21 protein-coding genes are annotated in these 20,438 nt (G+C 41.9%); 12 read left to right on the forward strand and 9 right to left on the reverse strand.

Annotated features, from left to right (window positions below; translation table 11 throughout):
* Positions 1-36: 36 nt before the first annotated feature.
* On the forward strand, positions 37-894 hold the full coding sequence (locus V7L95_RS10435; protein ID WP_099496371.1) for an SMI1/KNR4 family protein: 858 nt from the start codon (positions 37-39) through the stop codon (positions 892-894).
* 89 nt (positions 895-983) lie between these two features.
* Here the strand turns inward: V7L95_RS10435 and V7L95_RS10440 are convergent, their stop codons facing one another.
* Positions 984-1,355 (reverse strand): hypothetical protein, encoded by a 372-nt coding sequence (locus tag V7L95_RS10440; protein ID WP_007496834.1) that lies wholly within the window; start codon positions 1,353-1,355, stop codon positions 984-986.
* Positions 1,356-1,536: 181 nt separating this feature from the next.
* Here V7L95_RS10440 and V7L95_RS10445 point away from each other — a divergent pair, with 181 nt between their 5' ends.
* Both V7L95_RS10445 and V7L95_RS10450 read left to right on the forward strand, forming a co-directional pair.
* Entirely contained in the window at positions 1,537-1,974 is a 438-nt protein-coding gene (locus V7L95_RS10445) for an Rrf2 family transcriptional regulator (RefSeq protein WP_017366776.1), read from the forward strand.
* A gap of 64 nt (positions 1,975-2,038) precedes the next feature.
* Positions 2,039-2,953 carry an NAD(P)/FAD-dependent oxidoreductase gene (locus tag V7L95_RS10450; RefSeq protein ID WP_340966201.1) on the forward strand — a complete coding sequence of 305 codons (915 nt, stop codon included), beginning with the start codon at positions 2,039-2,041 and terminating at the stop codon, positions 2,951-2,953.
* A 10-nt stretch (positions 2,954-2,963) separates the two neighbouring features.
* On the opposite strand, the gene V7L95_RS10455 is transcribed toward V7L95_RS10450, so the two are convergent.
* A complete protein-coding gene (locus V7L95_RS10455; protein ID WP_052320985.1) occupies positions 2,964-3,164 on the reverse strand; it encodes a hypothetical protein in 201 nt (66 codons plus the stop codon).
* Positions 3,165-3,277: 113 nt separating this feature from the next.
* Here V7L95_RS10455 and V7L95_RS10460 point away from each other — a divergent pair, with 113 nt between their 5' ends.
* Entirely contained in the window at positions 3,278-3,925 is a 648-nt protein-coding gene (locus V7L95_RS10460) for a DUF3885 domain-containing protein (protein WP_057078355.1), read from the forward strand.
* Positions 3,926-3,958: 33 nt separating this feature from the next.
* Here V7L95_RS10460 and V7L95_RS10465 read toward each other — a convergent pair whose 3' ends face one another.
* Entirely contained in the window at positions 3,959-5,287 is a 1,329-nt protein-coding gene (locus V7L95_RS10465) for a 6-phospho-beta-glucosidase (RefSeq protein WP_046527048.1), read from the reverse strand.
* A gap of 204 nt (positions 5,288-5,491) precedes the next feature.
* Here V7L95_RS10465 and V7L95_RS10470 point away from each other — a divergent pair, with 204 nt between their 5' ends.
* Positions 5,492-6,223 carry a MurR/RpiR family transcriptional regulator gene (locus tag V7L95_RS10470; protein ID WP_019743940.1) on the forward strand — a complete coding sequence of 244 codons (732 nt, stop codon included), beginning with the start codon at positions 5,492-5,494 and terminating at the stop codon, positions 6,221-6,223.
* 13 nt (positions 6,224-6,236) lie between these two features.
* Here the strand turns inward: V7L95_RS10470 and V7L95_RS10475 are convergent, their stop codons facing one another.
* A complete protein-coding gene (locus V7L95_RS10475) occupies positions 6,237-7,439 on the reverse strand; it encodes an MFS transporter (RefSeq protein WP_046527047.1) in 1,203 nt (400 codons plus the stop codon).
* Between the two features lie 146 nt (positions 7,440-7,585).
* Between V7L95_RS10475 and V7L95_RS10480 the strand changes: the two genes are divergently transcribed.
* Positions 7,586-8,065, forward strand: coding sequence for a YbaK/EbsC family protein (locus V7L95_RS10480; RefSeq protein ID WP_025206890.1), 480 nt, complete (start codon positions 7,586-7,588; stop codon positions 8,063-8,065).
* Between the two features lie 32 nt (positions 8,066-8,097).
* Here the strand turns inward: V7L95_RS10480 and V7L95_RS10485 are convergent, their stop codons facing one another.
* Entirely contained in the window at positions 8,098-9,006 is a 909-nt protein-coding gene (locus V7L95_RS10485) for a LysR family transcriptional regulator (RefSeq protein ID WP_019743938.1), read from the reverse strand.
* Between the two features lie 103 nt (positions 9,007-9,109).
* On the opposite strand from V7L95_RS10485, the gene V7L95_RS10490 reads away from it, so the two are divergent.
* On the forward strand, positions 9,110-10,309 hold the full coding sequence (locus V7L95_RS10490) for an MFS transporter (RefSeq protein WP_251186112.1): 1,200 nt from the start codon (positions 9,110-9,112) through the stop codon (positions 10,307-10,309).
* 63 nt (positions 10,310-10,372) lie between these two features.
* Here V7L95_RS10490 and V7L95_RS10495 read toward each other — a convergent pair whose 3' ends face one another.
* The gene (locus tag V7L95_RS10495; protein ID WP_048002036.1) at positions 10,373-11,452 is read right to left on the reverse strand and encodes a DUF3900 domain-containing protein; all 1,080 of its coding nucleotides are present in this window, start codon (positions 11,450-11,452) and stop codon (positions 10,373-10,375) included.
* Positions 11,453-11,652: 200 nt separating this feature from the next.
* Positions 11,653-11,802 (reverse strand): DUF1540 domain-containing protein, encoded by a 150-nt coding sequence (locus V7L95_RS10500; protein WP_008344201.1) that lies wholly within the window; start codon positions 11,800-11,802, stop codon positions 11,653-11,655.
* Between the two features lie 354 nt (positions 11,803-12,156).
* Between V7L95_RS10500 and rfbF the strand changes: the two genes are divergently transcribed.
* The 5 genes from rfbF to V7L95_RS10525 are packed head-to-tail and all read left to right on the forward strand — an operon-like array spanning position 12,157 to position 16,938.
* Positions 12,157-12,921, forward strand: coding sequence for a glucose-1-phosphate cytidylyltransferase (gene rfbF / locus V7L95_RS10505; RefSeq protein ID WP_251186111.1), 765 nt, complete (start codon positions 12,157-12,159; stop codon positions 12,919-12,921).
* Between the two features lie 4 nt (positions 12,922-12,925).
* Positions 12,926-13,897 carry a GDP-mannose 4,6-dehydratase gene (locus V7L95_RS10510; protein ID WP_057078351.1) on the forward strand — a complete coding sequence of 324 codons (972 nt, stop codon included), beginning with the start codon at positions 12,926-12,928 and terminating at the stop codon, positions 13,895-13,897.
* A gap of 12 nt (positions 13,898-13,909) precedes the next feature.
* The gene (locus V7L95_RS10515) at positions 13,910-14,821 is read left to right on the forward strand and encodes a putative nucleotide-diphospho-sugar transferase (RefSeq protein WP_129548153.1); all 912 of its coding nucleotides are present in this window, start codon (positions 13,910-13,912) and stop codon (positions 14,819-14,821) included.
* Positions 14,818-16,008 (forward strand): glycosyltransferase family 2 protein, encoded by a 1,191-nt coding sequence (locus V7L95_RS10520; RefSeq protein WP_108611401.1) that lies wholly within the window; start codon positions 14,818-14,820, stop codon positions 16,006-16,008. The genes V7L95_RS10515 and V7L95_RS10520 overlap by 4 nt, the downstream gene beginning before the upstream one ends.
* Positions 16,009-16,938 (forward strand): putative nucleotide-diphospho-sugar transferase, encoded by a 930-nt coding sequence (locus V7L95_RS10525; RefSeq protein WP_017360420.1) that lies wholly within the window; start codon positions 16,009-16,011, stop codon positions 16,936-16,938.
* 34 nt (positions 16,939-16,972) lie between these two features.
* Here V7L95_RS10525 and V7L95_RS10530 read toward each other — a convergent pair whose 3' ends face one another.
* Both V7L95_RS10530 and V7L95_RS10535 read right to left on the reverse strand, forming a co-directional pair.
* Positions 16,973-18,211, reverse strand: coding sequence for an MFS transporter (locus tag V7L95_RS10530; protein WP_046342907.1), 1,239 nt, complete (start codon positions 18,209-18,211; stop codon positions 16,973-16,975).
* A gap of 144 nt (positions 18,212-18,355) precedes the next feature.
* On the reverse strand, positions 18,356-20,395 hold the full coding sequence (locus tag V7L95_RS10535; protein WP_171465073.1) for a penicillin-binding transpeptidase domain-containing protein: 2,040 nt from the start codon (positions 20,393-20,395) through the stop codon (positions 18,356-18,358).
* Between the last annotated feature and the right edge of the window lie 43 nt (positions 20,396-20,438).

Consider the following 20,438-nt stretch of genomic DNA (forward strand, 5'->3'; position numbering starts at 1 on the left):
AAAATGAGATAGAAATAACAATTGGAGGTATTTTATTTGAAGCCATTTTGGGATACAGACAGAGAAAGTGAAGAGACATTTAAGAAAATCAATGAAAAAGGCATTGCAAAAGCAGAAAAGAAACTAGGCGTCACCTTGCCTAATACATATAAGAAACTGATTCTTGAACAAAATGGCGGTTATACCTTGCATAATGCTTTTCCAACAGACCAGCCGAATGGATGGGCAGAGGATCATGTGTCATTTGATCATTTAAGAGGAATTGCCAAAGGCGAAGGTATCATGGACAGTGATTATTTAATAGAAGAATGGGAATTGCCTGAGGGGCTTGTACTGATTTGTGGCGATGGTCATACGTGGATCGCTTTGGATTATAGAGATACAAAGGAACATCCACCGGTTCATTACTTTGATCTAGAATATGAGACGGATTTTAAATTAGCGGATTCGTTTGATGAATTGATTGCGGGGCATTATACCGCAGAGGATAGCGAAGAAGATGGGATGTCAGATGAAGAGTGGCAGGCTGAATATGAAAAGCAGAATCCGCCATTATCAAAAGAAGAAGTGAAAGACATATTGAAGACTCGAGACCCTGAGGCACTTCATAAAATTGTATTTTTTCATTTAGACCAAATTGATGATATCAAGTGGTTTTTTTCAGAAGTAGAAACTTTTATGAATTCCATTCAAGACGAAAATATGTTAGTAACTGCTGGCTGGGCGATCAGCACAATCCTTACACTGAATGATGTGGTGGTTAAGCAGAATGACGATATTTTTCAAAGGGCACGTCGTTTTGCGGAGCAATTGAATCAATCAAAAATAGAAGAAATGCATGAAATCGCTTTTAATATATCATTATGGTTGGAATTTGATTTAGAAGAGCAATAAGAATATCTATTTCATATGAAAAATATCTGAAATAGAAATCTTTTAAATTATTAAAAAGACCCCCTCACCAAAAGGGGGTCACCATGTCCTTACTCTGCACTCTCCTCAACATCACGGCTATCTTCTGTTTCACCAATATAAATAGGACCGTTTGCATGGTCGATTCGGATTGGCCATTCGTATGGGACTTGCAGGCGTCGTGCGATGGCTCTCCAAAACTTTGCAGAATCAAATTCTAGTTCTTGAAAGTCTTTAAGCAATTCTTTATAAGAAGATCCATCAAATTGAATGTACGAGTCTTGCAGACGCATAAAGGCGTAATGTCTCACTTCTAATGCTGCCGCAGCCTCCATTTCTTCTTCTGTTGCTTCGCCAATGATTGTTCCTGCGGGTGGAAGCATGTCGTATACGTTAAATTCCTCTTCTTCTTCGTGTGCTGCATTGTGCTGTTGATCTGACATTTTTTTCACTCCTTCTAGTCTTCATCAAGCTTTTATTCGTGCTTACTTCTATTATCGGAAGGAAATGCGAAATGTGGAATGAAAAAAGAAGCAGATCCACAATACTTGCTTTTTCTTCTTGAATCTTTTATGATCAATTACAGATATAAAAGGTCTACAATAGATAGAAAGGAATGTTTTGATGAAATATTCTAAAGCGACCAACTATGCCCTGCATACGATGGTTTTTTTAACCCTTGCACCAAAGGGGAAAGCAATAGGCGTTGAGCCTCTCGCCAAGATGCAAGATCTTTCACCTACTTATTTATCTAAAATTTTAACAAAGCTTGTGAAGGCGGGGTTGATTGAATCAACACCTGGCGCAAAAGGTGGTTACACCATTCTGAAAAAGAAGGAGGACATTTCGTTTTTAGACGTCATTCAGGCGGTAGAAGGACAAACCCATTTATTTCGTTGTTCTTTAGAACATGATTCTTTCATGCCTCACGATGGCTGTTTGATTGAACAAGTCATGCAGGATGTTGAAATGAAAATGCAGGAGACGTTAAGTCAAAAGCGGTTAGTTGATATTGCAAGCCAAATAGAGCAGACAGAAAAAAATCCATTTTTCAAGATGTGATTTTTTTGAGTAAATTATAGATATTAAGAGTCTTTAAAGTCTTGGATAAAAAGGAGAGATTGACATGTTATTAGATTGTGCCATTATTGGAGGCGGGCCAGCCGGATTAAATGCAGCTCTTGTTGTGGGGCGGGGCAGAAAACAGGTCATGGTATTCGATGATGAGATGCCAAGAAATCGAGTGACTCAGGAATCACATGGATTTATTACAAACGATGGAATGACACCGTTTGAGATCAGACAAGCAGGAGAAGCGGATCTTCAAAACTACCCTGATATTCAAATCAAACGAAGCAGAATTGTGGAGATACAAAATCATGAGGACAACTTCGCGTTACTGACACAAGAGGGAGAAAGATTCGAAGCGAAAAAAATCATTTTGGCCACAGGACTTCAGGACATATTACCAAAGATCAACGGGATTCATGAAGTGTATGGAAAGACGTTGTTTAGCTGTCCTTTCTGTGATGGCTGGGAGCTAAAGGACAAGCCGCTGGCTCTGATTGCTGAGAACCAGCGCGCTTTGCATATGGCGAAACTTCTTTCCAATTGGACAAAGGATTTGATTGTGTTTACAAATGGACAGCAAGTGTTAGCTGAAGAGGAGAAAGCACTGCTATCAGCGCATTCTATTCAAGTCATTGATGTACCAATTGTAGCGATCCATCATGACAATGGGCAGCTTCACTCTCTTCACCTTGCGAATGGGGAAACTGTGAAAAGAGAAGGCGGATTTGTCGCAAGTGATTTCAAGCAGTCAACCCCTTTTGCTGAAAAACTAGGCTGTCAAATGACGAAAAATGGGGGCATTGAAACAGATATTCTTGGGCGTACAACCGTCAGCGGTATTTTTGCATGTGGTGATAATTTAGGCGGACCTGCTCAGCTTGTTCTTGCAGCAGCAGCCGGAAGTCAGGCAGGAATGGGCGTGATTCATGAACTTGTGCAGGAAGAGTTTCAACAAAAAACATCTCTGTAAAAAGAGATGTTCAGCGATGAACGATTTTCCGTTTTGCTAAGACGTGAGCAGTCCATTCAAAAAGTGCGTAGATGACAAAGAAGATTAGGATCCAGCTACTGACATCGACCCATACATTGTTGATATGAATGATGTTCGCCTGATCAAGTCCAGTCTGTATCCACATCGTGATCAATGCGGTGAGGAACACCTGTAAAAACCATTTTTTCAATTGGTCACACCTCCATCTCTTTCTATCATATAAGAAATGACAGTTTATTTCCAATTGAATTTCCATCAGTTTCAACGGTAAAATAAGAAATAAAACCACTGGAAGGACATGACATGAGCGATCAAACCAATCGTTTTTTAAAAAGTCATTTTCCTGATCTTGTCCTCACGCCGCCTCTTTTTTATGGGTGGCCTTTTGGTCTTCGCTTTGAAGTGGCAGATTGGTCATTAGGAGAAGAATCGGTTGTATTAGAAAAAGCAGGCGATCGGGCTTTGAAAATTGTCAGATATGCTTTTGATCCAGAAGACGATATTCTACTTGTCACGGATGTCTATACGCAGCATGAACATGAATTAACGAAGCAAAAGCTCCTAGTTTATCAGAAATATGCCGACCGACAAGTGCGTCACCGATTGCGTCACGAGCGTTTGACCTATATACAACCAAAACAAGAAGAAACAATGAAAATAGAGAGATTTACAATCAAGTGTCAGTTGCAAGATATTCGGTTGCGCCCGCTATTACAAGCCATATGCCAAGAGGATTTCTACAAACCGAATCAAATCTTGAAAGGAAAGCTTGGTTATGACATTTATCTCATCAATCTCTCAAAACAGATGATTTTCCACTTATATGATGATCGAGGCTGTGATCTTATTGCGGCAGATCCAGAACATCTGCGTCCAGTTTATGAAGGTTTACAGCACTGGCTCTTAGACTATGATCGTGCTCAGATGGATCAGTTGTTTGCCGGGAAATAAGAAAACCGCACTTTTGACAAGTGCGGCTTCTTTTTATGCTTCGACTTTATTGAAAAACTGTGGTAAGTAGTCTTTGTGTGCTTCTAGCATTTCATCTAGGATGCTTTTGGCAATGGCATCTGATGGGACGAGCGGATTGATGGTCATGGCGACAAGTGCTGTGTTGTAGTCGCCTGTCACGGCTGCTTCAGCGGCTACACGTTCAAAGGATTTAATTTGAGAAATAAGTCCTTTGACAGCTACCGGCATTTCACCAACAGCAATTGGTTTTGGGCCGTCTTTTGTGATGACACAGTTCAGTTCAACGGCAGAATCATTTGGAATGTCACTGATGGCGCCATTGTTGATCGTGTTTACAGGCTGAATGTCATGTTTGTCGTTATAAATGGATGCGATCAAGTTACATGCTGCATCACTGTAGTAAGCACCGCCTCGTTTTTCAAGCTGTGGCGGCTTAATATCAAGATCAGGATCTTTGTAAAGCTCGAACAGGTCATTTTCTAGTGCACGGACGACTTCTGCACGAGTTCCCTCATTCGCTGCTGCTTTTTTCTCTTCAGCCAACATATCACTTGTTTTGTAATAGTAGCGGTGGTACGGACAAGGAATCACACCAAGCCCTTTTAAGAAATCTGCATCCCACGGAATCGCTTGAATGTTGTTCATGGACATGGTGGAGTTTGGATCTGCCATGTCTTCGATTACTTGATCCATGATGCTTTTGCCATCTAAGAACACGTTCAGTCCAAAGACCATATGGTTTAATCCAGCAAAGCTGACTTCGACTCTGCTTGCGTCGACATCAAGTCCTTTGGCGATGCCCATGCGAATACCGATTGGTACGTTACATAAGCCGACGACTTTGCGATGGTTTGAATAGCGAAGTACGGCTTCTGTGACCATACCAGCAGGATTGGTGAAATTCACAAGCCAAGCATCTGGGCATAATTCTTCAATATCTTTCACAATATCAAGAATGACAGGGATGGTGCGCAGGCCTTTGAATAGACCGCCTGGACCGTTTGTTTCTTGACCAATGACATCATATTTTAAAGGAATGCGTTCATCCTTCATACGTGCTTCCAGTAATCCGACGCGGAATTGTGTTGTGACGAAATCAGCGTCTACCAGTGCTTTCCGGCGATCTAAAGTTAAATGAACCTCGATTGGAAGTCCCGCTTTTTTCACCATGCGTTTTGCAAGATTTCCGACGATTTCAAGCTTTTCTTTACCTGCTTCGATATCGACGAGCCAAAGTTCGCTAATTGGAAATTCATCGTACCGTTTAATGAATCCTTCGACTAGCTCCGGTGTATAGCTTGATCCTCCGCCGATTGTGACAACCTTTAATCCTTTTGCCATGTTCTGCACCTCCGAATAATGTAACGCACAATGTTATAATAGAGTGAATCAATCTTTTATCATTTGTTTGTACATCTATAGCTTATCGTGAGAGTACCTTGTGCGTAAACGATTTCAGCGTCTTTAGGCAAGGGTGCCCTATTTAGAGATTTGTTACATAAAAGAAACGTGTTGTGCCATGTTGTTGGAGAAAGGGGAAGTCAGATGTTTTCAAGTGAGGTCATTTCCAGCTTTAATGAACTAGAAAGCGCTTTATACCGATACATTATGGAAAACAGTGAAAAAGTCGTCTATATGAGAATTCGTGATTTGGCAGATGCCGCACATATATCGACCTCATCTGTCCTTCGCTTTTGTCGAAAAGTGAATTGTGAAGGCTTTTCAGAATTTAAGGTGAAGCTCAAAATGTATTTAGAAGCAGAACAAACACCTTCTTTGAAAAGCACGCAGCATTTCTTGTATGAATTTATCGAACGGACACTTAAAGGAGATTTTGAGGGGAAGATCAAAGAGGCAGCAAAGCTGATTGCGGGTGCAAAGAATGTGCTGTTTATTGGGACGGGCAGTTCTGGTATTTTGGCGCAGTATGGGGCAAGGTACTTTTCAAGTCTTGAGAAATTTTCATTCTACATCAATGATCCGTTTTTCCCGATGAATATGCAGTATTTAGACAATAGTGTCACCATTGTGCTGTCGGTATCAGGAGAGAACCGCATTACGATTGATCATATTTCCAAACTAAAAAGAGAAGGCAGCACGATCATTAGTATTACAAACAATCAGCACTGTACAATTTCTCGTATTTCTGACTTAAATATTGCTTATTACGTCACAGACGAACGAGTCCATAGAGCCAACATCACCACACAGACACCCGTTGTGTATATCCTAGAGGCAATGGCGCGTGACATGTTTGCGATGTTAAAAGAAAAGTAAAAGAGCCGCTGCCTCAAACAGCTGCTCTTTTTTTCTGCATCATGAAAGCGGTGATGGCAATGCTTGAGCAGATGAGTACAAACAGTCCGCCTAACAAATACACAAATCTCGCTCCGAATGTATCCGCAATTAATCCAACAAAGAAAATAGATAAACTGACAGACATAGAAGAGAGAACGTATTGAGCCGAATACACCTTTGATAACTCATGGACTGGGGTTTCTGTTTGGAGAATGGTTTGCTGCGAGACATCTCGAATTTGATAGGCAGGCCCCATTAAAATACAAAGCAGCAATGCAAGCCATGGCAGGCTGTTTAGCGAAAATAGGATCGTCAGCACTGCATAAATAAAAGAGCCCGTTGCCATAAAGAGGAGAAGTTGTTTTTGAATAAACTGACTTAGCCATGCGGCCATGAGTCCGCCTATAATGGCACCTATATAATATGCGGCATTGATATATCCCCACCATTCCGCACCTTCCTTTAAAACAAGTGTGACAAAGGCAAGCGTAACCGGTCCGACCCACAAAGCACCTGCAATATTTTCACAAACATCCATGAAAGTCAGGATGCGAACCGTTTTGTTTGTCCAAATGATCTTCCAGCCATCCTTGAACCCGTTCATCTTATTTTCTTTTTGAACCGTGTCTTCTTGCTTGAGTAGAGAAAAAACAGGGATGATCAATAGATAGGACAACACAATCATGAAACAAGAGGCCCACATTAAATAAGATGGACCAATCAACAGGACGAGCATTCCAGTAAACGAATAGCCGGCGATTTGAACAGATTGATAAAAAACGGAGGCTGTACTGTTCGCTTTCACAAGCTGATTTTCTGGCACAAGCATCGGCATGATGGCCTGTAATAAAGGGCTGATGAACCCGCCTGTGATGGAAATCAAAACGAATGCACTAAACAGCCAGATCAGGTGCTGCTGAAAGAAATCAAATTGGGTCGTGAATACGACGAGCATTCCAATACGTAAAAGAGGGACCCATTTCAATAGACGCTTGGCTTGAAAGAGTTCTGTCAAAACAGGAGAGAGGAGCCCAGCCAATAGCTGACATAGTGTTCTTATGAGCGGAAATACAGCCGCATAGGCGACAGATTGTGTATCTTGATAAATAACCAATGTGACTGTCATCAAAAATAGAATATCACTTAGCATGAGAAGGCTTTTACTGCCTGTATAAAACCAAAACTTATTTCCCATATCCAACCGACTCCTTTTCAAAAACAAGTTCAGTATAGCATGTTGGCGAAGTGTGCAGAGGTTTTCCATTGAAAAATACATCTTAAGGATGAGAGGATTGTGATAAGCTAAATGAAAGAACATCGTAAGGAAAGGGGTTCAATCCATTGAAAAAATTACCAGCACATGACTTTTTGGACAAGTATGGCATCCCGTATGACATCAAAACATTTTCTGCCGACACAGAGAAGGGCGCAGCGAATGTAGCGGCTGCTCTTGGTTTTAGAGAAAGACAAATGATCAAGACATTGATCTTTGAAACAGGGGAAGGGGAGCAGCTGCTTGTAATGGTGGGTGCTGACCAGCACATCAAATCAGGGAAACTAAAGAAAGCCGCAGGCTCTCGTAATATCAAAATGGCTTCACCAGACACAGTGCTTGAAGTGACGGGCTATCGGATTGGCTCGATTCCGCCATTTTGTTGGCAGCCTGAAGGGTTCCGCACGATTATCGAAGCATCGCTATTAGAAGAAGAGATATTAGGCGTTGGAGCGGGAGAATGGGGAAATGAAATCCTCATCACACCAGAACAATTAGTGATAGCCTCAAAAGCGGTCCCATTTGATCTTGTTCAGCCATCCGAGTAGAAAAAGTGCCTGTTGCTGAAGCAGGCACTTTTTTAATTGGAGTCAGGTGCTATAAAGGGTCCGATGTCTTTCATTTGCAGAAAAGCATTCACCGTCCTATTTTCCTCAAGGTCATTCGCCCGTTTGCAGACCACAACAGGTCTGATAATGTCTATTCCTTCGATATACACGCGCCCAATCTCTCCGCGTTCTAAGCTTCGCTGAACAGCGTCACGAGGAACAAGGGTGATGCCATAGCCAGCTTTGATCATTTGAATGGCTTCGTGGACACCACTGAATTGTAAATCAACGGTCGGTTTTTTAATTCCTTTAGCGGTAAAAAGGGAAAAAAGCTTGTCTCTCGTTGAACTGCCTTCTTCTCGCATTAAAAAAGGTTCATGGCTCAGTCGTTCTAGGGGGACGGTTTGTCCATTTAACGGGTGATCCACAGGCACGATAAAGTCATAACTTAAATCAGTTAAGTGAGAGGTGTGAAGATCTTCGTGGTGCAGGTCCTCTATTACGGCGATCGCCACATCTGATTGATATTGAAGCAGGCTTTCGATCACTTGAGCGGAGTTTCCGCTTTTTAATTCAATGTCTGTCTGTGGCGATGATGTTTTAAAAGAGGCAAGCCAATCAGGCAGCAAAAAGTTAAGTGGTACATAGGTAGAAGCAATTCTGAGTCTTCCTTTTTTTCCGTTTTGCAGAAGGGTGATCTGATATTCTACTTCTTTTTCCGCCTCGAATACTTGCCGGGCATATGGATACAGGATTTTTCCCATCTCCGTCAGGGTAATTCCCCGGCCGTTTCGTTTGAAAAGACGAAAACCGATCTCTCGTTCAATGCTTCGTAATTGTGCCGTCACAGCCGGCTGCGTCAAAGACAGCACGTCTGCCGTTTGTGTGACACTTTTTGTTTCGGCTACCTTTGCAAAAATACGGAGGGCATGTAAATTCATCTTTGCACCGCCTATCAATTATTTTGATGATTCAATCAAAAACATTCATTAGATTTATTATAAGGTATCCCTTATCGTAAAGGTAGCGAAGGGGGAAGAAAAAATGGATCGTCGTCAAAAGCAAGTTGTGTCAATTGCGCTCATCACAGCATTTGCTCTTATTGGGGATTCAATGCTCTATATTGTTCTCCCGGTCTATTGGAAAGAGATTGGTTTATCATCCATTTGGGAGGTGGGGTTACTGCTGTCTATCAACCGATTCATTCGTATCCCGCTAGCACCTGTCGTATGGTGGCTTTATCGATATATCCCAATGAAGACCGGTGTACTGATCGCAATTATGATCGCGTCAGTGACCACGATATTATATGGTATGAGTGGATTTTGGCTGCTATTGATTTGCCGCTGTGCATGGGGTCTCGCTTGGACGTTACTCCGTATGAGTGGGATGAGGGTCTTGGCTGAAATGGACGAAGGCTCACAAGGACATTTGACGGGTCTTCATAATGGGCTTTACCGACTTGGCAGTTTATTTGGCATGTTATTTGGGGGAATCCTTGCCAGCTTGATCGGTTTTCAATCCATGACGCTTGTCTTTGGTTTACTCACATTGATGGGCTGCATTTTTTATGTATCGTTGGATGAAATTGAAAAGAGAGAAGGCACGCAGGTGTATCATGGCATCAAACAGAAGTGGTTGACACGAGATGTGGTAAAAGTACTGATAACAGGGATGCTGATCGCACTGATCATCCAAGGTTTATTCGCATCCACGCTGAGTCATGTCATTGAAGCAAAGATTGACCAAGATGAATTGACTCTGTTTGGCTTTGTCATCGGAGCTTCGGCTTTAAGCGGTGTTATTCAAGCACTCAGGTGGGGATGGGAACCATTTCTCGCACCGAGAACGGGCAAATGGTTTGATCGTCTTGTGATGAAGGAACGAATGTTATGCTGGATGTTTCTTTCTTTTGGAGGGCTCAGTTTTCTTGGGATCATGCTGAAGGTAAGCGGCTGGTTCCTATTGATGCTGCTTTTGATTCAACTAATGGCAACAATTGTCACAACGTTCACCGATACACTTGCCTTTCAAAAAGCTTCTGCTCAAACAGATAAGAACCGCTTTCTCGCCAGCTATTCTTTTGTTCAAGATATGGGGGCTGCTTTAGGACCTTTGTGTGGGTATACGTTGATCCAGTTTTTCGGAACAAACAGCGTCTTTTGGCTGATGCTTATCATAAGCTTAATGCTCGTCAGCATGTGGATAAGAAGCGGGCAACATGTTTCTTCTAGTGCAGTGTAGAAAATAAAGCGTTATATAAAAAACTGCCTCATGCAGCTAATCGCAGGAGGCAGTCATATTCTCTTATTCTAAGTCTGAATCATAGGCTTTTTGCGTGAGTTGGCTGACGACCTCTTTCAAGCCATTGGGTTTATGGAATTCAACAGGTGTGCTTCCTTTTTCAAATACAATTTGATCTGCTTCAACGAGCACGACATATCGATTGTTGACCTTTGCGATATGAATCGAGTGGCCGAAGTCGGCTAAAAGTCCTTTAATTTCTGTTTCGCCTAGACGCATCTTCATCGTGATATCAGGGGTTTGTTCAACAATGTGTGAAGCGGCTAGCGTCACCTGTTCTGTATCGAGTGTTTCCCGAATCTCCCGTTTTTCACTTGCTTCCCATATTTCAAGGTCCTCTTCAAATTGTTTTAATTCTTCACTTTCATCCTGAAATGTTTCAAATACATGTTCCTGCACCATATTCATGACCTGTGATTTCATGATTTCAGGCATCGATTCCCCGTATTCGACGAATTTTAGAAAGTCTTCAAAATAACGAGCGTGTGAGGATTGGTGAATTTTCACTTCGGCTTCCTCTGTCATGCCCTCTTCTGGCATAAACGGGTATTGAATCGATTTCATGTTTTTTGTTGTAATCGCCATTTCTACTTTTTTGATCAAGGTAGATGTATCAGCGATAGAAGCGACTTTCTGTTCAAAATCGCATTTCATGATAAAGACAAAAGAGTCATCGAAATACTTTTTAGGAACCGCAGATGCAACCAAAAACACGCCGCCTCTGACAGCACTTGTATCTAAATAGGTGCGAACAAATTGTTCACTGCATTCGTTAAATACTTCTTTTGTATCTGCAAATCTCGTCTGATGAAATAAATTGTAGTTTGGATTTGAATCGAGTTCATGGCCCGGTTCGACAATAAATCGGCCAATTTTAGTCGGTACTTGCTCAGACTTAGGGTGTCTGTCCACTTTTCGTTTGACGATTTTTTTAAGCTCACCGTCTAGAAAGTCTTTCAGCTCACTTTGTTCAAATTCTTCTTGGTCTAATGTTTGGTAATGTTTAAACCGTTTATTTGCTTGTTCCTCTTTGCCTTCTACTTCAACCACATAGAATGATAGGAAACGTATCGTAAAATCCACTGATTGGTCACCACTTTTTCTTCTTCGGATATGTTGAGTATAGAAAAAGGAGTGAAAATCGTCAACGAATGGAGAAATATCGTGTCATTATTTCCCGAGAAATGTTTCGTGAAAAACGCTTGATAATAATTATCATTCTTGATAGAATGATAAAAGAAAAGAAGGAACCTGCCAGTTCCTTCATCTCAGAAAATCATGTATTATTTTGTTTCAAATGTTTCGCAATCTGTTTCAGCATTGCGAGTCACGTCAGTCATTGTGCTTTTACCAATTTTAATGGTAGAGGCTGTACAGCTGTTGTCAGCCCAAAAACGGCAAGAGTTCACTTCACAAAGTACATTTTGTGCCATGGGAATTCACCTCCGTGATTCATATTAAGAATGAAGCAAGCTGCCACTTGAGTTCATTCAATCTAGTAGTCTCTTTATTGAAAGAGGCTGTTTGTGCTGTATATGCACATGTTTATCATACCATCTACCCTGAAAATATACAATTTAAACTTTGAAAGAGCGAGAATGCAAATCTCGCTCTTTTTTGTTTGTAAAAATAGTTAAATGCTAGGTGGCACCCTCTCTTATTCCAACATATGAATAGAGTAGATTCAAAACCTGATGTCGGACAAAGTATAAGGGTACATGTACTGATTTTCCGCATGAAGATAGGGTTTTCAATCAAAAATTTTCATAGAGAGATGAGGGGAGAAGATGAAAGCAGTCATTCTCTGCGGAGGAAAGGGAACGAGAATGAGTGAGGTCACACAAGCGCTTCCTAAACCACTTGCTATGATCGGAGATCGGCCTATTCTATGGCATATTATGAAAATCTATCAGTATTACGGTGTAGACGAGTTTATCTTATTGCTTGGATATAAAGGAGAGAAAATCAAAGAGTATTTTCTCAACTACGACTGGCGGCATCACAGCATGCAGCTGGATATGTCGACAGGGGAAATGAAGCTTTTAGGGAATTCGGAGAATTGGAAAATCACCTTTTTAGATACGGGTGAGAATACGATGACAGGCGGGCGGTTAAAGCAGGTACAGGATTATATTGGTGATGAGACATTTATGATGACGTACGGTGACGGACTTGCCAATATCAATATGTTTCATTTGCTCAAGCGCCATCAAGAGCTTGGAGCAGCTGCCACTGTCACAGGAATTGAAAAGACATCACAGTACGGCACGCTGAAGGTGTATAACGGGATGGCACAATCCTTCTCTGAGAAGACAGACAGTATCGGGATGATCAATGGAGGATTTTTTGTGTTGTCTCCAAAGGTTTTTGATTATTTAACAGATGATGATCAGTGCGTCTTTGAAGCAGAGCCTCTTCAGAACTTGGCGAAGGATGGCGAGCTTGCAGTCTATGAGCACCACGGATTTTGGACAGCAATTGATACGTATAAAAACTTGAAAGAAATCAACGGCATGTGGACTGAAGGAAAACAACCATGGAAGGTTTGGTGACAGCATGAGCGGATTTTGGAATGGGAAAAACGTATTTGTGACCGGGTGTACGGGATTGTTAGGGAGTTACCTCGTCAAGGAATTGATAGATCAAGGAGCAAACGTAACAGGGCTTGTACGTGATCAGGTGCCAAGATCGAACTTATATCAAGGCGGTCAATTTGAAAAGATGAATGTCGTCCAAGGCGCACTTGAGGACATGCAAACGATAGAACGTGCGTTAGGAGAATATGAGATTGATACGGTCTTTCATTTGGCCGCCCAAGCGATTGTTGGGGTCGCAAATCGTCACCCGGTCTCTACATTTGAAGCCAATATTTTAGGAACATGGAATGTGCTGGAGGCATGCAGAAGGCAGCCGCTTATCAAACGAGTGATTGTGGCATCGAGTGATAAAGCATACGGGGATCAAGAGCAGCTTCCTTATGATGAAGACATGCCGCTTAACGGCAAGCATCCATATGATGTGTCAAAAAGCTGTGCAGATTTAATTTCTCACACGTACTACAACACATATGGTCTTCCGGTTTGTATTACGCGCTGCGGTAATTTATATGGAGGCGGGGATTTGAATTTTAACCGAATCATTCCGCAAACCATCCAGCTTGTGTTAGAGGGAAAGGCGCCAGAAATTAGAAGTGACGGAACCTTTATCCGTGATTATTTCTATATTGAAGATGCGGTCAAGGCTTATTTACTCCTAGCTGAAAAAATGGAGGAAAAAGGGCTTGCAGGAGAAGCATTTAACTTTAGTAATGAAATTCAGCTGACCGTGCTTGAGCTCGTTGATAAAATCTTAAAGGCGATGGGCAGTGAACTAAAGCCGTGTATTTTGAATCAAGGAACGCATGAGATTAAGCATCAATATTTATCAGCAGAAAAGGCGAGAAAGCTGCTTGATTGGAAGCCTGATTACTCCATTGATGAAGGGTTAGAAAAGACAATTGAATGGTATCGCGAATTCTTTCAAAAATAGAGGTGTATACAGATGAACAGCATATATTGTACGGTTCTATCAAGTGGAAGACTTTATCAAGCCATTGCGTTTTTCTTATCGTTGAAGCAAGTAGAAGATGATGCTGTCATCAAGACGTTATGTATGGATGATGCTGCATTTGATTTGCTTCATCAAATGAATTTCCCGCATGTCGATCTTGTTCATGTGCGTGAGCTTGAAACGCCGGAGCTTCTAGAGATCAAAAAGGAACGAAATGATTCGGAATATTGCTGGACATTAAAACCGATTTGGATTGAGTGGCTATTTAAGCAGGACCAGGCGGAGGAAGTGACGTATCTTGATGCGGATTTGTTCTTTTATGAGAGTCCGCAAGTGATTTTTCAAAACCAGCCTGATGCGTCTGTGCTTCTATCAAGAGGGGATATTGTCATTCCAAGCTTTGATCCAGAGGAAGTGAAGATGCTTCAAAAACTTTTAGGGCGCTACAATTCAGGCTTCCTCCATTTTAAAGGAGATGAAGCCGGCCGAAAGTGCCTGAGCTGGTGGCAAGAAGAATGTCTAAAGGAATGCAAAAATGCGCCTGGAGAAGGAAAATTTGGCGATCAAGGGTATTTGGATCATATGCCGATGCTGTTTGAAAAAGTAGAAGATATTCAAACAAAGGGTGTGAATATTGGTCACTGGAATTATGGCCAGCATTCTTATCAGGAAGAGAATGGACGTATTTTGCTTGAGGATGGAAGCCCACTCATTTGCTATCATTTCAGTGGTTTTCGGATCTTAAGCAAAGATGATATGCAGCAAATCCATGAAAAAGGAAGAGATGACTTGCCATTTTTCCAAGAAGCCTATCGGGAAGTGCTGCGTCATGTGATTGAATCGGTAGAACAAGTCAATCCGATGTTTAACGGCTATGCCAAACTGGAGGAGGATGGCGCATGAATGAAAAGCCGAAAGTCAGCGTCATTATTCCGAGTTATAATGCGAAAGAGCGTTTAGAAGGGAGCCTCTTTTCCTTAACGCTTCAGGAAACCGATATTCCATTTGAGGTCATTGTTGCTGATAATGGGTCAACGGACGGCACGATGGAAATGCTCGAAAACATTGAGGTGAACTTTCCATTCAAAAAGGTGCGTATTCCTGTCAATCAAGGAATTGCCAAGGGGCGCAATCATGCCATTCGTGAGGCAGAGGGAGACCTCTTAATATTCCATGACAGCGATATGTTGGCAGAGCCCCAATTTATTCAAAAGCACGCAGAGGCACATGCTGATCATGAGGACCGTGTGATTTGCGGTGTTTGCTGGAAGCGAATCTATCGTTATTTTTACAAAGGTTTTGATAAAGATCATGTGAATCGATTAAAAAAACAAGGGCTGTATCAGCGGAAAATGAAAGACAAAACGTCTCTTGTGTCGATGGAGGAAATAAAAAACGGCGCATTTCTAGAGAGAAGCTTCGACTTGCAGTCCGAATTTATTGATATTCTGAAAGACATTTTAAACACGTACGACTATGATTTAAGTTCTTATCAATTGCCGTGGCGATTTTTTATCACAAATAACTCTTCCGTCAAGCGAAAGCATGTTATGGAACTAGGGATGTTTGATGAAAAAATCGTTCGATACGGGTTTGAGGATTATGATTTAGGCATTCGTCTGCATCAGCTTGGCCTCTCATTTGAGCTGCGTGAGGATATTTTAAGTGTGCATCAGGAACATCCAAGTAATTTAACGTCATTCGATGACATCAAATATAACATTTTGTATATGTGCGAGAAGTACAACAATATTGATTCGATTGATGTTCATCTGGCTTTCTCTGGACCATTTTCTCATACCGTGACAAATGATATCGTGAAAGACATTCGCCAGCTGCGTAAGAATGCAGCATATGATGATCTGCTTGCTTATTTTTTGGAGCTACTTCATATGATCACAGAGCGGAATGTGGGCATTAAACGTGATCAAAAGGACGTGCTGACGGCAAAGCATTTCCCTTTGAAAAAGCTGTCAGAGGCGGCCCAGCTTGCCAAGCAGGAACATGGATGCACGGTGCTGGTAGAAGCCATTCAAGGGCTCACAAAAGAGCTGCTGCATGTTGACTTGTTCCAAGTGGATGTGTTGTAGATGGCATCCTATCATTTCACAACCATTGTGTCCAATACCCATGTATTTAAGCTGCTGGCGCTGATTCATTCACTTGAGCAGACGGCTCAATCATACAAACTTTCTGTCTTATGTGCTGATCCTTTGGCTTACAAGGTGTTAAGTCAGTTTCCTCATCCACATGTCCAATATGAACAGCTTGAAGATGTGGAAGATGATTCGCTGCGAAAAGCAAAGGCGGATCGTACGTTCCACGAGTATTGCTGGACGCTTAAGCCTGCGTTTCTACTCAAAATTCTTGAGTCCTCTGATGCAGATTATCTCGCTCATTTGGATACGGATTTGTATTTTTATCATGATCCAGAGGCGATATTTGCAGAAAATCCACTCGCTCATGTATTTTTGACAGATCATATGAATTCCAAGCGATTCTATCACTTTTATGAATTATCCGGCCGTTTTAATACTGGCTTTGTAGGCTGTCGAAACACAGATGTGGCCAAACGGGCTGTGACGCAGTGGAAAGAGAACTGCATTGCGCACTGTACAGTAGAAATGGATACGGAAAAAAAGACATATGGTGATCAGCGGTATGTTGAAAGATGGGTCGATGATTTTGAGGGTGTCCATGTGGTGGCATCTAAAGGTGCCAATGCAGCGATTTGGAATATTGAAAACTATAAGCTTTCCGTTGTGAAAGGAGATATGTATCTCGACGAATGTCCACTGCTGTTCTATCATTTTTCTGCCTTTACGATCATTGATGAAAAGAACTTTAATCTGAATTGGTATTACTATATGACAGAACACACTCTTGTGGATCATTTGTATATTCCGTATGCGGATTTGATTCATCTGAAAATTAAACAGGTGCAAAAGGTCTTTCCAGACTTTCAGCAGGGGTTTATTGCAAAGAAGCATGTTCCTGACACGCATTTTTATAAGTTATGAAAAAACCGCTCATTTATTGAGCGGTTTTTACCTTTTATGATTCATTCCATTTCGCTATGGTCTGATCGCTTGGCAGTAAAAAGGCTAGGATGCCTAATATCGGTAAAAAGGCGACACCGATCATGGTAGGCGTTAAACCGACTGCATCAATTAATGAGCCGAGGGCAACGGATCCAATCGCTCCCATACCAAACGCAAGTCCAACAGTTAAACCAGACATTGTGCCAATTTTCCCGGGAAATAGTTCTTGGGCATAGACCACGGTGACAGAGAAGCTTGAAGTCAGAATGATCCCAATAAGTCCAAGTAAAACATAAGCAACAACTGGTCCGGCAAATGGGAGAAGTAGGGCAAGCGGAAAGGATGCCAATAAGGAAATTAAAATCACGGTTTTCTTGCCGAAGCGGTCTGCAAGCGGCCCGCCTAAAAATGTCCCAATCGCACCCAATATAAGAAATAAGAAAATATAAGTTTGTGATTCTTTAATCGTCAAACCATATTGTTCAATCGCATAAAACGCATAGAAATTCGAGATCGCATTTCCATACCAAGAACGTGCGAAAATAAGAAAGACGATAATGCCAAGTGCTGTGAGCGCTGATTTGCGGTGAAGTTCAGATCTTGCTGCTTTTGCAGGCGCTTTTTTCGCTTGTGCTCGAATGGTTTGAAGTCTTCCTGCGTACCATCTTGAAATATAAAGAAGGAAACCGACAGCAATCATTCCAACAATCGTAAACCAAGCCACACCTGGCTGACCGAGAGGGACGAGCATGAATGCAGCGATTAGCGGAGCAAAGGCTTGACCTGTATTTCCACCGACTTGATAGATGGATTGAGCAAGACCCCGTCTAGGACCAGCTGCCATGTTGGCAACCCGTGAGCCCTCTGGATGGAAAATCGCAGAGCCAAGTCCAATAAAGACGACGCACAGCAGGATGGTCGCAAATGATGGCGCAAACGCAAGGCCGAAAATGCCGACAGCACTTGAAAATAATGCGATAGGCAGTGCATAGGGCATCGGCCGTTTATCTGTGTACCACCCGATCGCAGGCTGCATGACAGAGGAGACCATATTTAATGTAAAGGCGATTAGCCCTAATTGAGTAAAGGTCAGCCCCATTGAGCGTTCTAAAATAGGGAACATGGCAGGAATCACGGCTTGCAATGTGTCGTTGAGCATATGGCAAATACCAATAATCAATAAAATAGGATAAACCGTTGAACCGGTGACCGCTTTTTGAGGTTTATCCTTTGTTTGAGCAGCAATAGCCAATGAGACTTCCTCCTTTCATTCAACTTGTTTCTTTTTTCATTCTCCTCATTTTATTCATAAGGTGAACTATAAAACAATAGCAAATTGTCATGATTTAGAAAAAAAGAGACACATGCGCTTGATGGAGCGTGTGTCTCTAAAGGGTTATTTATAGAAAGAAGCGATGACAGGCTTCATTTTTTGAATGACAAGTCCACTGCCTCCACGGTTTTTCACACCTTCAATCATGCCGACGAGGACGTAATCTTCTTTTTTAGGATTAAACGCAAGTAAAAATCCATTTTCAGTACCGTCTGTCGCACCTTGTTTGCTCTTTAGTTCCGCTGTTCCCGTTTTAGCGGCTATATCAGCCCCTTTTATTTGCAACGAGTGAGCGGTTCCGTTTGAATTGGTGACGACTTGAGTGAGTGCGTCCTTCACCGTATTTGCTGTATCTTCTTTGATGATCTGTTTTGGTGATGCTGTTTTTTCATCCTGAATGACTCGAGGGTACACAAGCTTTCCTCCTGTTGCAAATGGAGAATAGGCATGTACTTGTTCAATTGGTGACATGAGTAATTCTCCTTGGCCATATGCTGAGTCGGCAAGTAAGATGTCTGATTTGATTCCGTCGTTAGACACTTGTGCCGGTTTCATTGTAAACGGCATGTTTAAATCATCACCAAATCCAAATGTTTTCACTTTTTTCTCGTAAGTATCTTTGCCGATTTCAAGGGCTTCCTGTCCAAAATAAATATTATCTGAGTACACGAGGGCATCGACCATATTGACTTGTTCTTTGTCATGAACCCGTGTAATGCGATAATTTCCCCAAGATTGATCCTTCTGCCATTTCAGTCCATGAATGGTGCGTACTTTATTAGGCTTTGTGACACCTGTTTCCAGTCCAATCGCTGCTGTAATGGTTTTGAATGTAGATCCTGGTGCATATCTGCTCGCATATCGAGCTTGGAATGGGAGATCAGGATTTTCACTGTATGCTTGATATTGTTTAGGCGTGATCCCGTTGGTCATTAAATTGACATCGTAAGAAGGGGTGCTAACAAGCGCTAATAAATCACCTGATGATGGGTTCATAATGGTGACAGCCCCTTTTTCACCTTTCAGCTGTTGATAGGCTTTTTTCTGTAAAGATGCATCAATGGTCAGCTTGACTGTTTTTCCGTCTTTTCGGTCTGTTTTTTGTAATGTTTCTTCAATACCTGTTTCATCATGGATAATGAGGATGCTTCCGCCATCTTGTCCTCTTAAGTTCTTGTCAAATGTGAATTCAAGGCCGGTTTTGCCGATGATTTGATCCGCCTTTAAAGCTGGATTTCTTTTGATATCATCCGCATTTGCTTTTCCGACATAGCCTGTCAAATGAGCAGCGGCTTCGTTATATGGATAGTAGCGCATTTCCTTCGTTTGATAGGTGACGCCATTTATGTCCTTTGGAATCGGCGTTTGCTCTAACATAGACTTTAGCGGAACAAATGTGTCGTCTGTGACCCATGCTTGTTTCAGCTGATTTTGAATCAGCTCTTCATCTATATCAAAAGCGCTGCTGATTTTTTTGATGTTGCTTTCTTTTTCCGTACCTGTCCCGAGCTTTCCAGGGATGATGCCAAGTGCGTGTCCACCAGTTGTTTCGGCTAACGTGCGCCCTTTTCGATCTACAATATTTCCGCGTACCGCAGGATCCGTTGTCACTTTGATGGTGTCACCCGTTTCCATTTGCGGGAAGATGAGATTTGGTTTCCAGTCTACTTTCCACTCGTTATCCTCTTCGGAGAGAACGCCCTTGTAAGAGAGTTTGTTCAGCTTTCCAAGTGACGTTTTCATCGTGACTTCATAGGTGAATTGATACCCATTTCCTTTGTCCTGTTTTTCTACGTTGACGTTTGAGACGTTTAGATCACTTGCACCAATGCCGCTAAAGATCTTATCGTATTTTTCGGCAAGTTGTTTTTTAGAAAAGTCACTGGCTTTCAGAGAGCCACTTGTGACCTCATCTGCCAGTTTCGTGAATTCTTTTTTCTCCAGATGTTTCGTAAAGGATTCAGCGGCTTTCAGCGCCTCTTTTTCTTTTGAGAAAAGCGAATCTTTTAAGAAAAAGAGAGCAGCAGCAATCACGATGATGCTAAGAAGGGGAATGATGACTTTTTTCTGTTTCCAAAATGATTTTCGTTGATCTGTATACAATGAAAACACCTCAATTTTTGATTAGATCCTCTATAGTTTACAG

It is taken from the genome of Bacillus sp. PPSBB_11 (assembly GCF_038023285.1).
Classification (GTDB): domain Bacteria; phylum Bacillota; class Bacilli; order Bacillales; family Bacillaceae; genus Bacillus; species Bacillus altitudinis.

Coding starts and splice junctions, on each gene's coding strand:
- V7L95_RS10440 (WP_007496834.1), bottom strand. CDS start 1,355: ATGTCAGATCAACAGCACAATGCAGCACACGAAGAAGAAGAGGAATTT.
- V7L95_RS10445 (WP_017366776.1), top strand. CDS start 1,537: ATGAAATATTCTAAAGCGACCAACTATGCCCTGCATACGATGGTTTTT.
- V7L95_RS10450 (WP_340966201.1), top strand. CDS start 2,039: ATGTTATTAGATTGTGCCATTATTGGAGGCGGGCCAGCCGGATTAAAT.
- V7L95_RS10460 (WP_057078355.1), top strand. CDS start 3,278: ATGAGCGATCAAACCAATCGTTTTTTAAAAAGTCATTTTCCTGATCTT.
- V7L95_RS10465 (WP_046527048.1), bottom strand. CDS start 5,287: ATGGCAAAAGGATTAAAGGTTGTCACAATCGGCGGAGGATCAAGCTAT.
- V7L95_RS10470 (WP_019743940.1), top strand. CDS start 5,492: ATGTTTTCAAGTGAGGTCATTTCCAGCTTTAATGAACTAGAAAGCGCT.
- V7L95_RS10475 (WP_046527047.1), bottom strand. CDS start 7,439: ATGGGAAATAAGTTTTGGTTTTATACAGGCAGTAAAAGCCTTCTCATG.
- V7L95_RS10485 (WP_019743938.1), bottom strand. CDS start 9,006: ATGAATTTACATGCCCTCCGTATTTTTGCAAAGGTAGCCGAAACAAAA.
- V7L95_RS10490 (WP_251186112.1), top strand. CDS start 9,110: ATGGATCGTCGTCAAAAGCAAGTTGTGTCAATTGCGCTCATCACAGCA.
- V7L95_RS10500 (WP_008344201.1), bottom strand. CDS start 11,802: ATGGCACAAAATGTACTTTGTGAAGTGAACTCTTGCCGTTTTTGGGCT.
- rfbF (WP_251186111.1), top strand. CDS start 12,157: ATGAAAGCAGTCATTCTCTGCGGAGGAAAGGGAACGAGAATGAGTGAG.
- V7L95_RS10510 (WP_057078351.1), top strand. CDS start 12,926: ATGAGCGGATTTTGGAATGGGAAAAACGTATTTGTGACCGGGTGTACG.
- V7L95_RS10515 (WP_129548153.1), top strand. CDS start 13,910: ATGAACAGCATATATTGTACGGTTCTATCAAGTGGAAGACTTTATCAA.
- V7L95_RS10520 (WP_108611401.1), top strand. CDS start 14,818: ATGAATGAAAAGCCGAAAGTCAGCGTCATTATTCCGAGTTATAATGCG.
- V7L95_RS10525 (WP_017360420.1), top strand. CDS start 16,009: ATGGCATCCTATCATTTCACAACCATTGTGTCCAATACCCATGTATTT.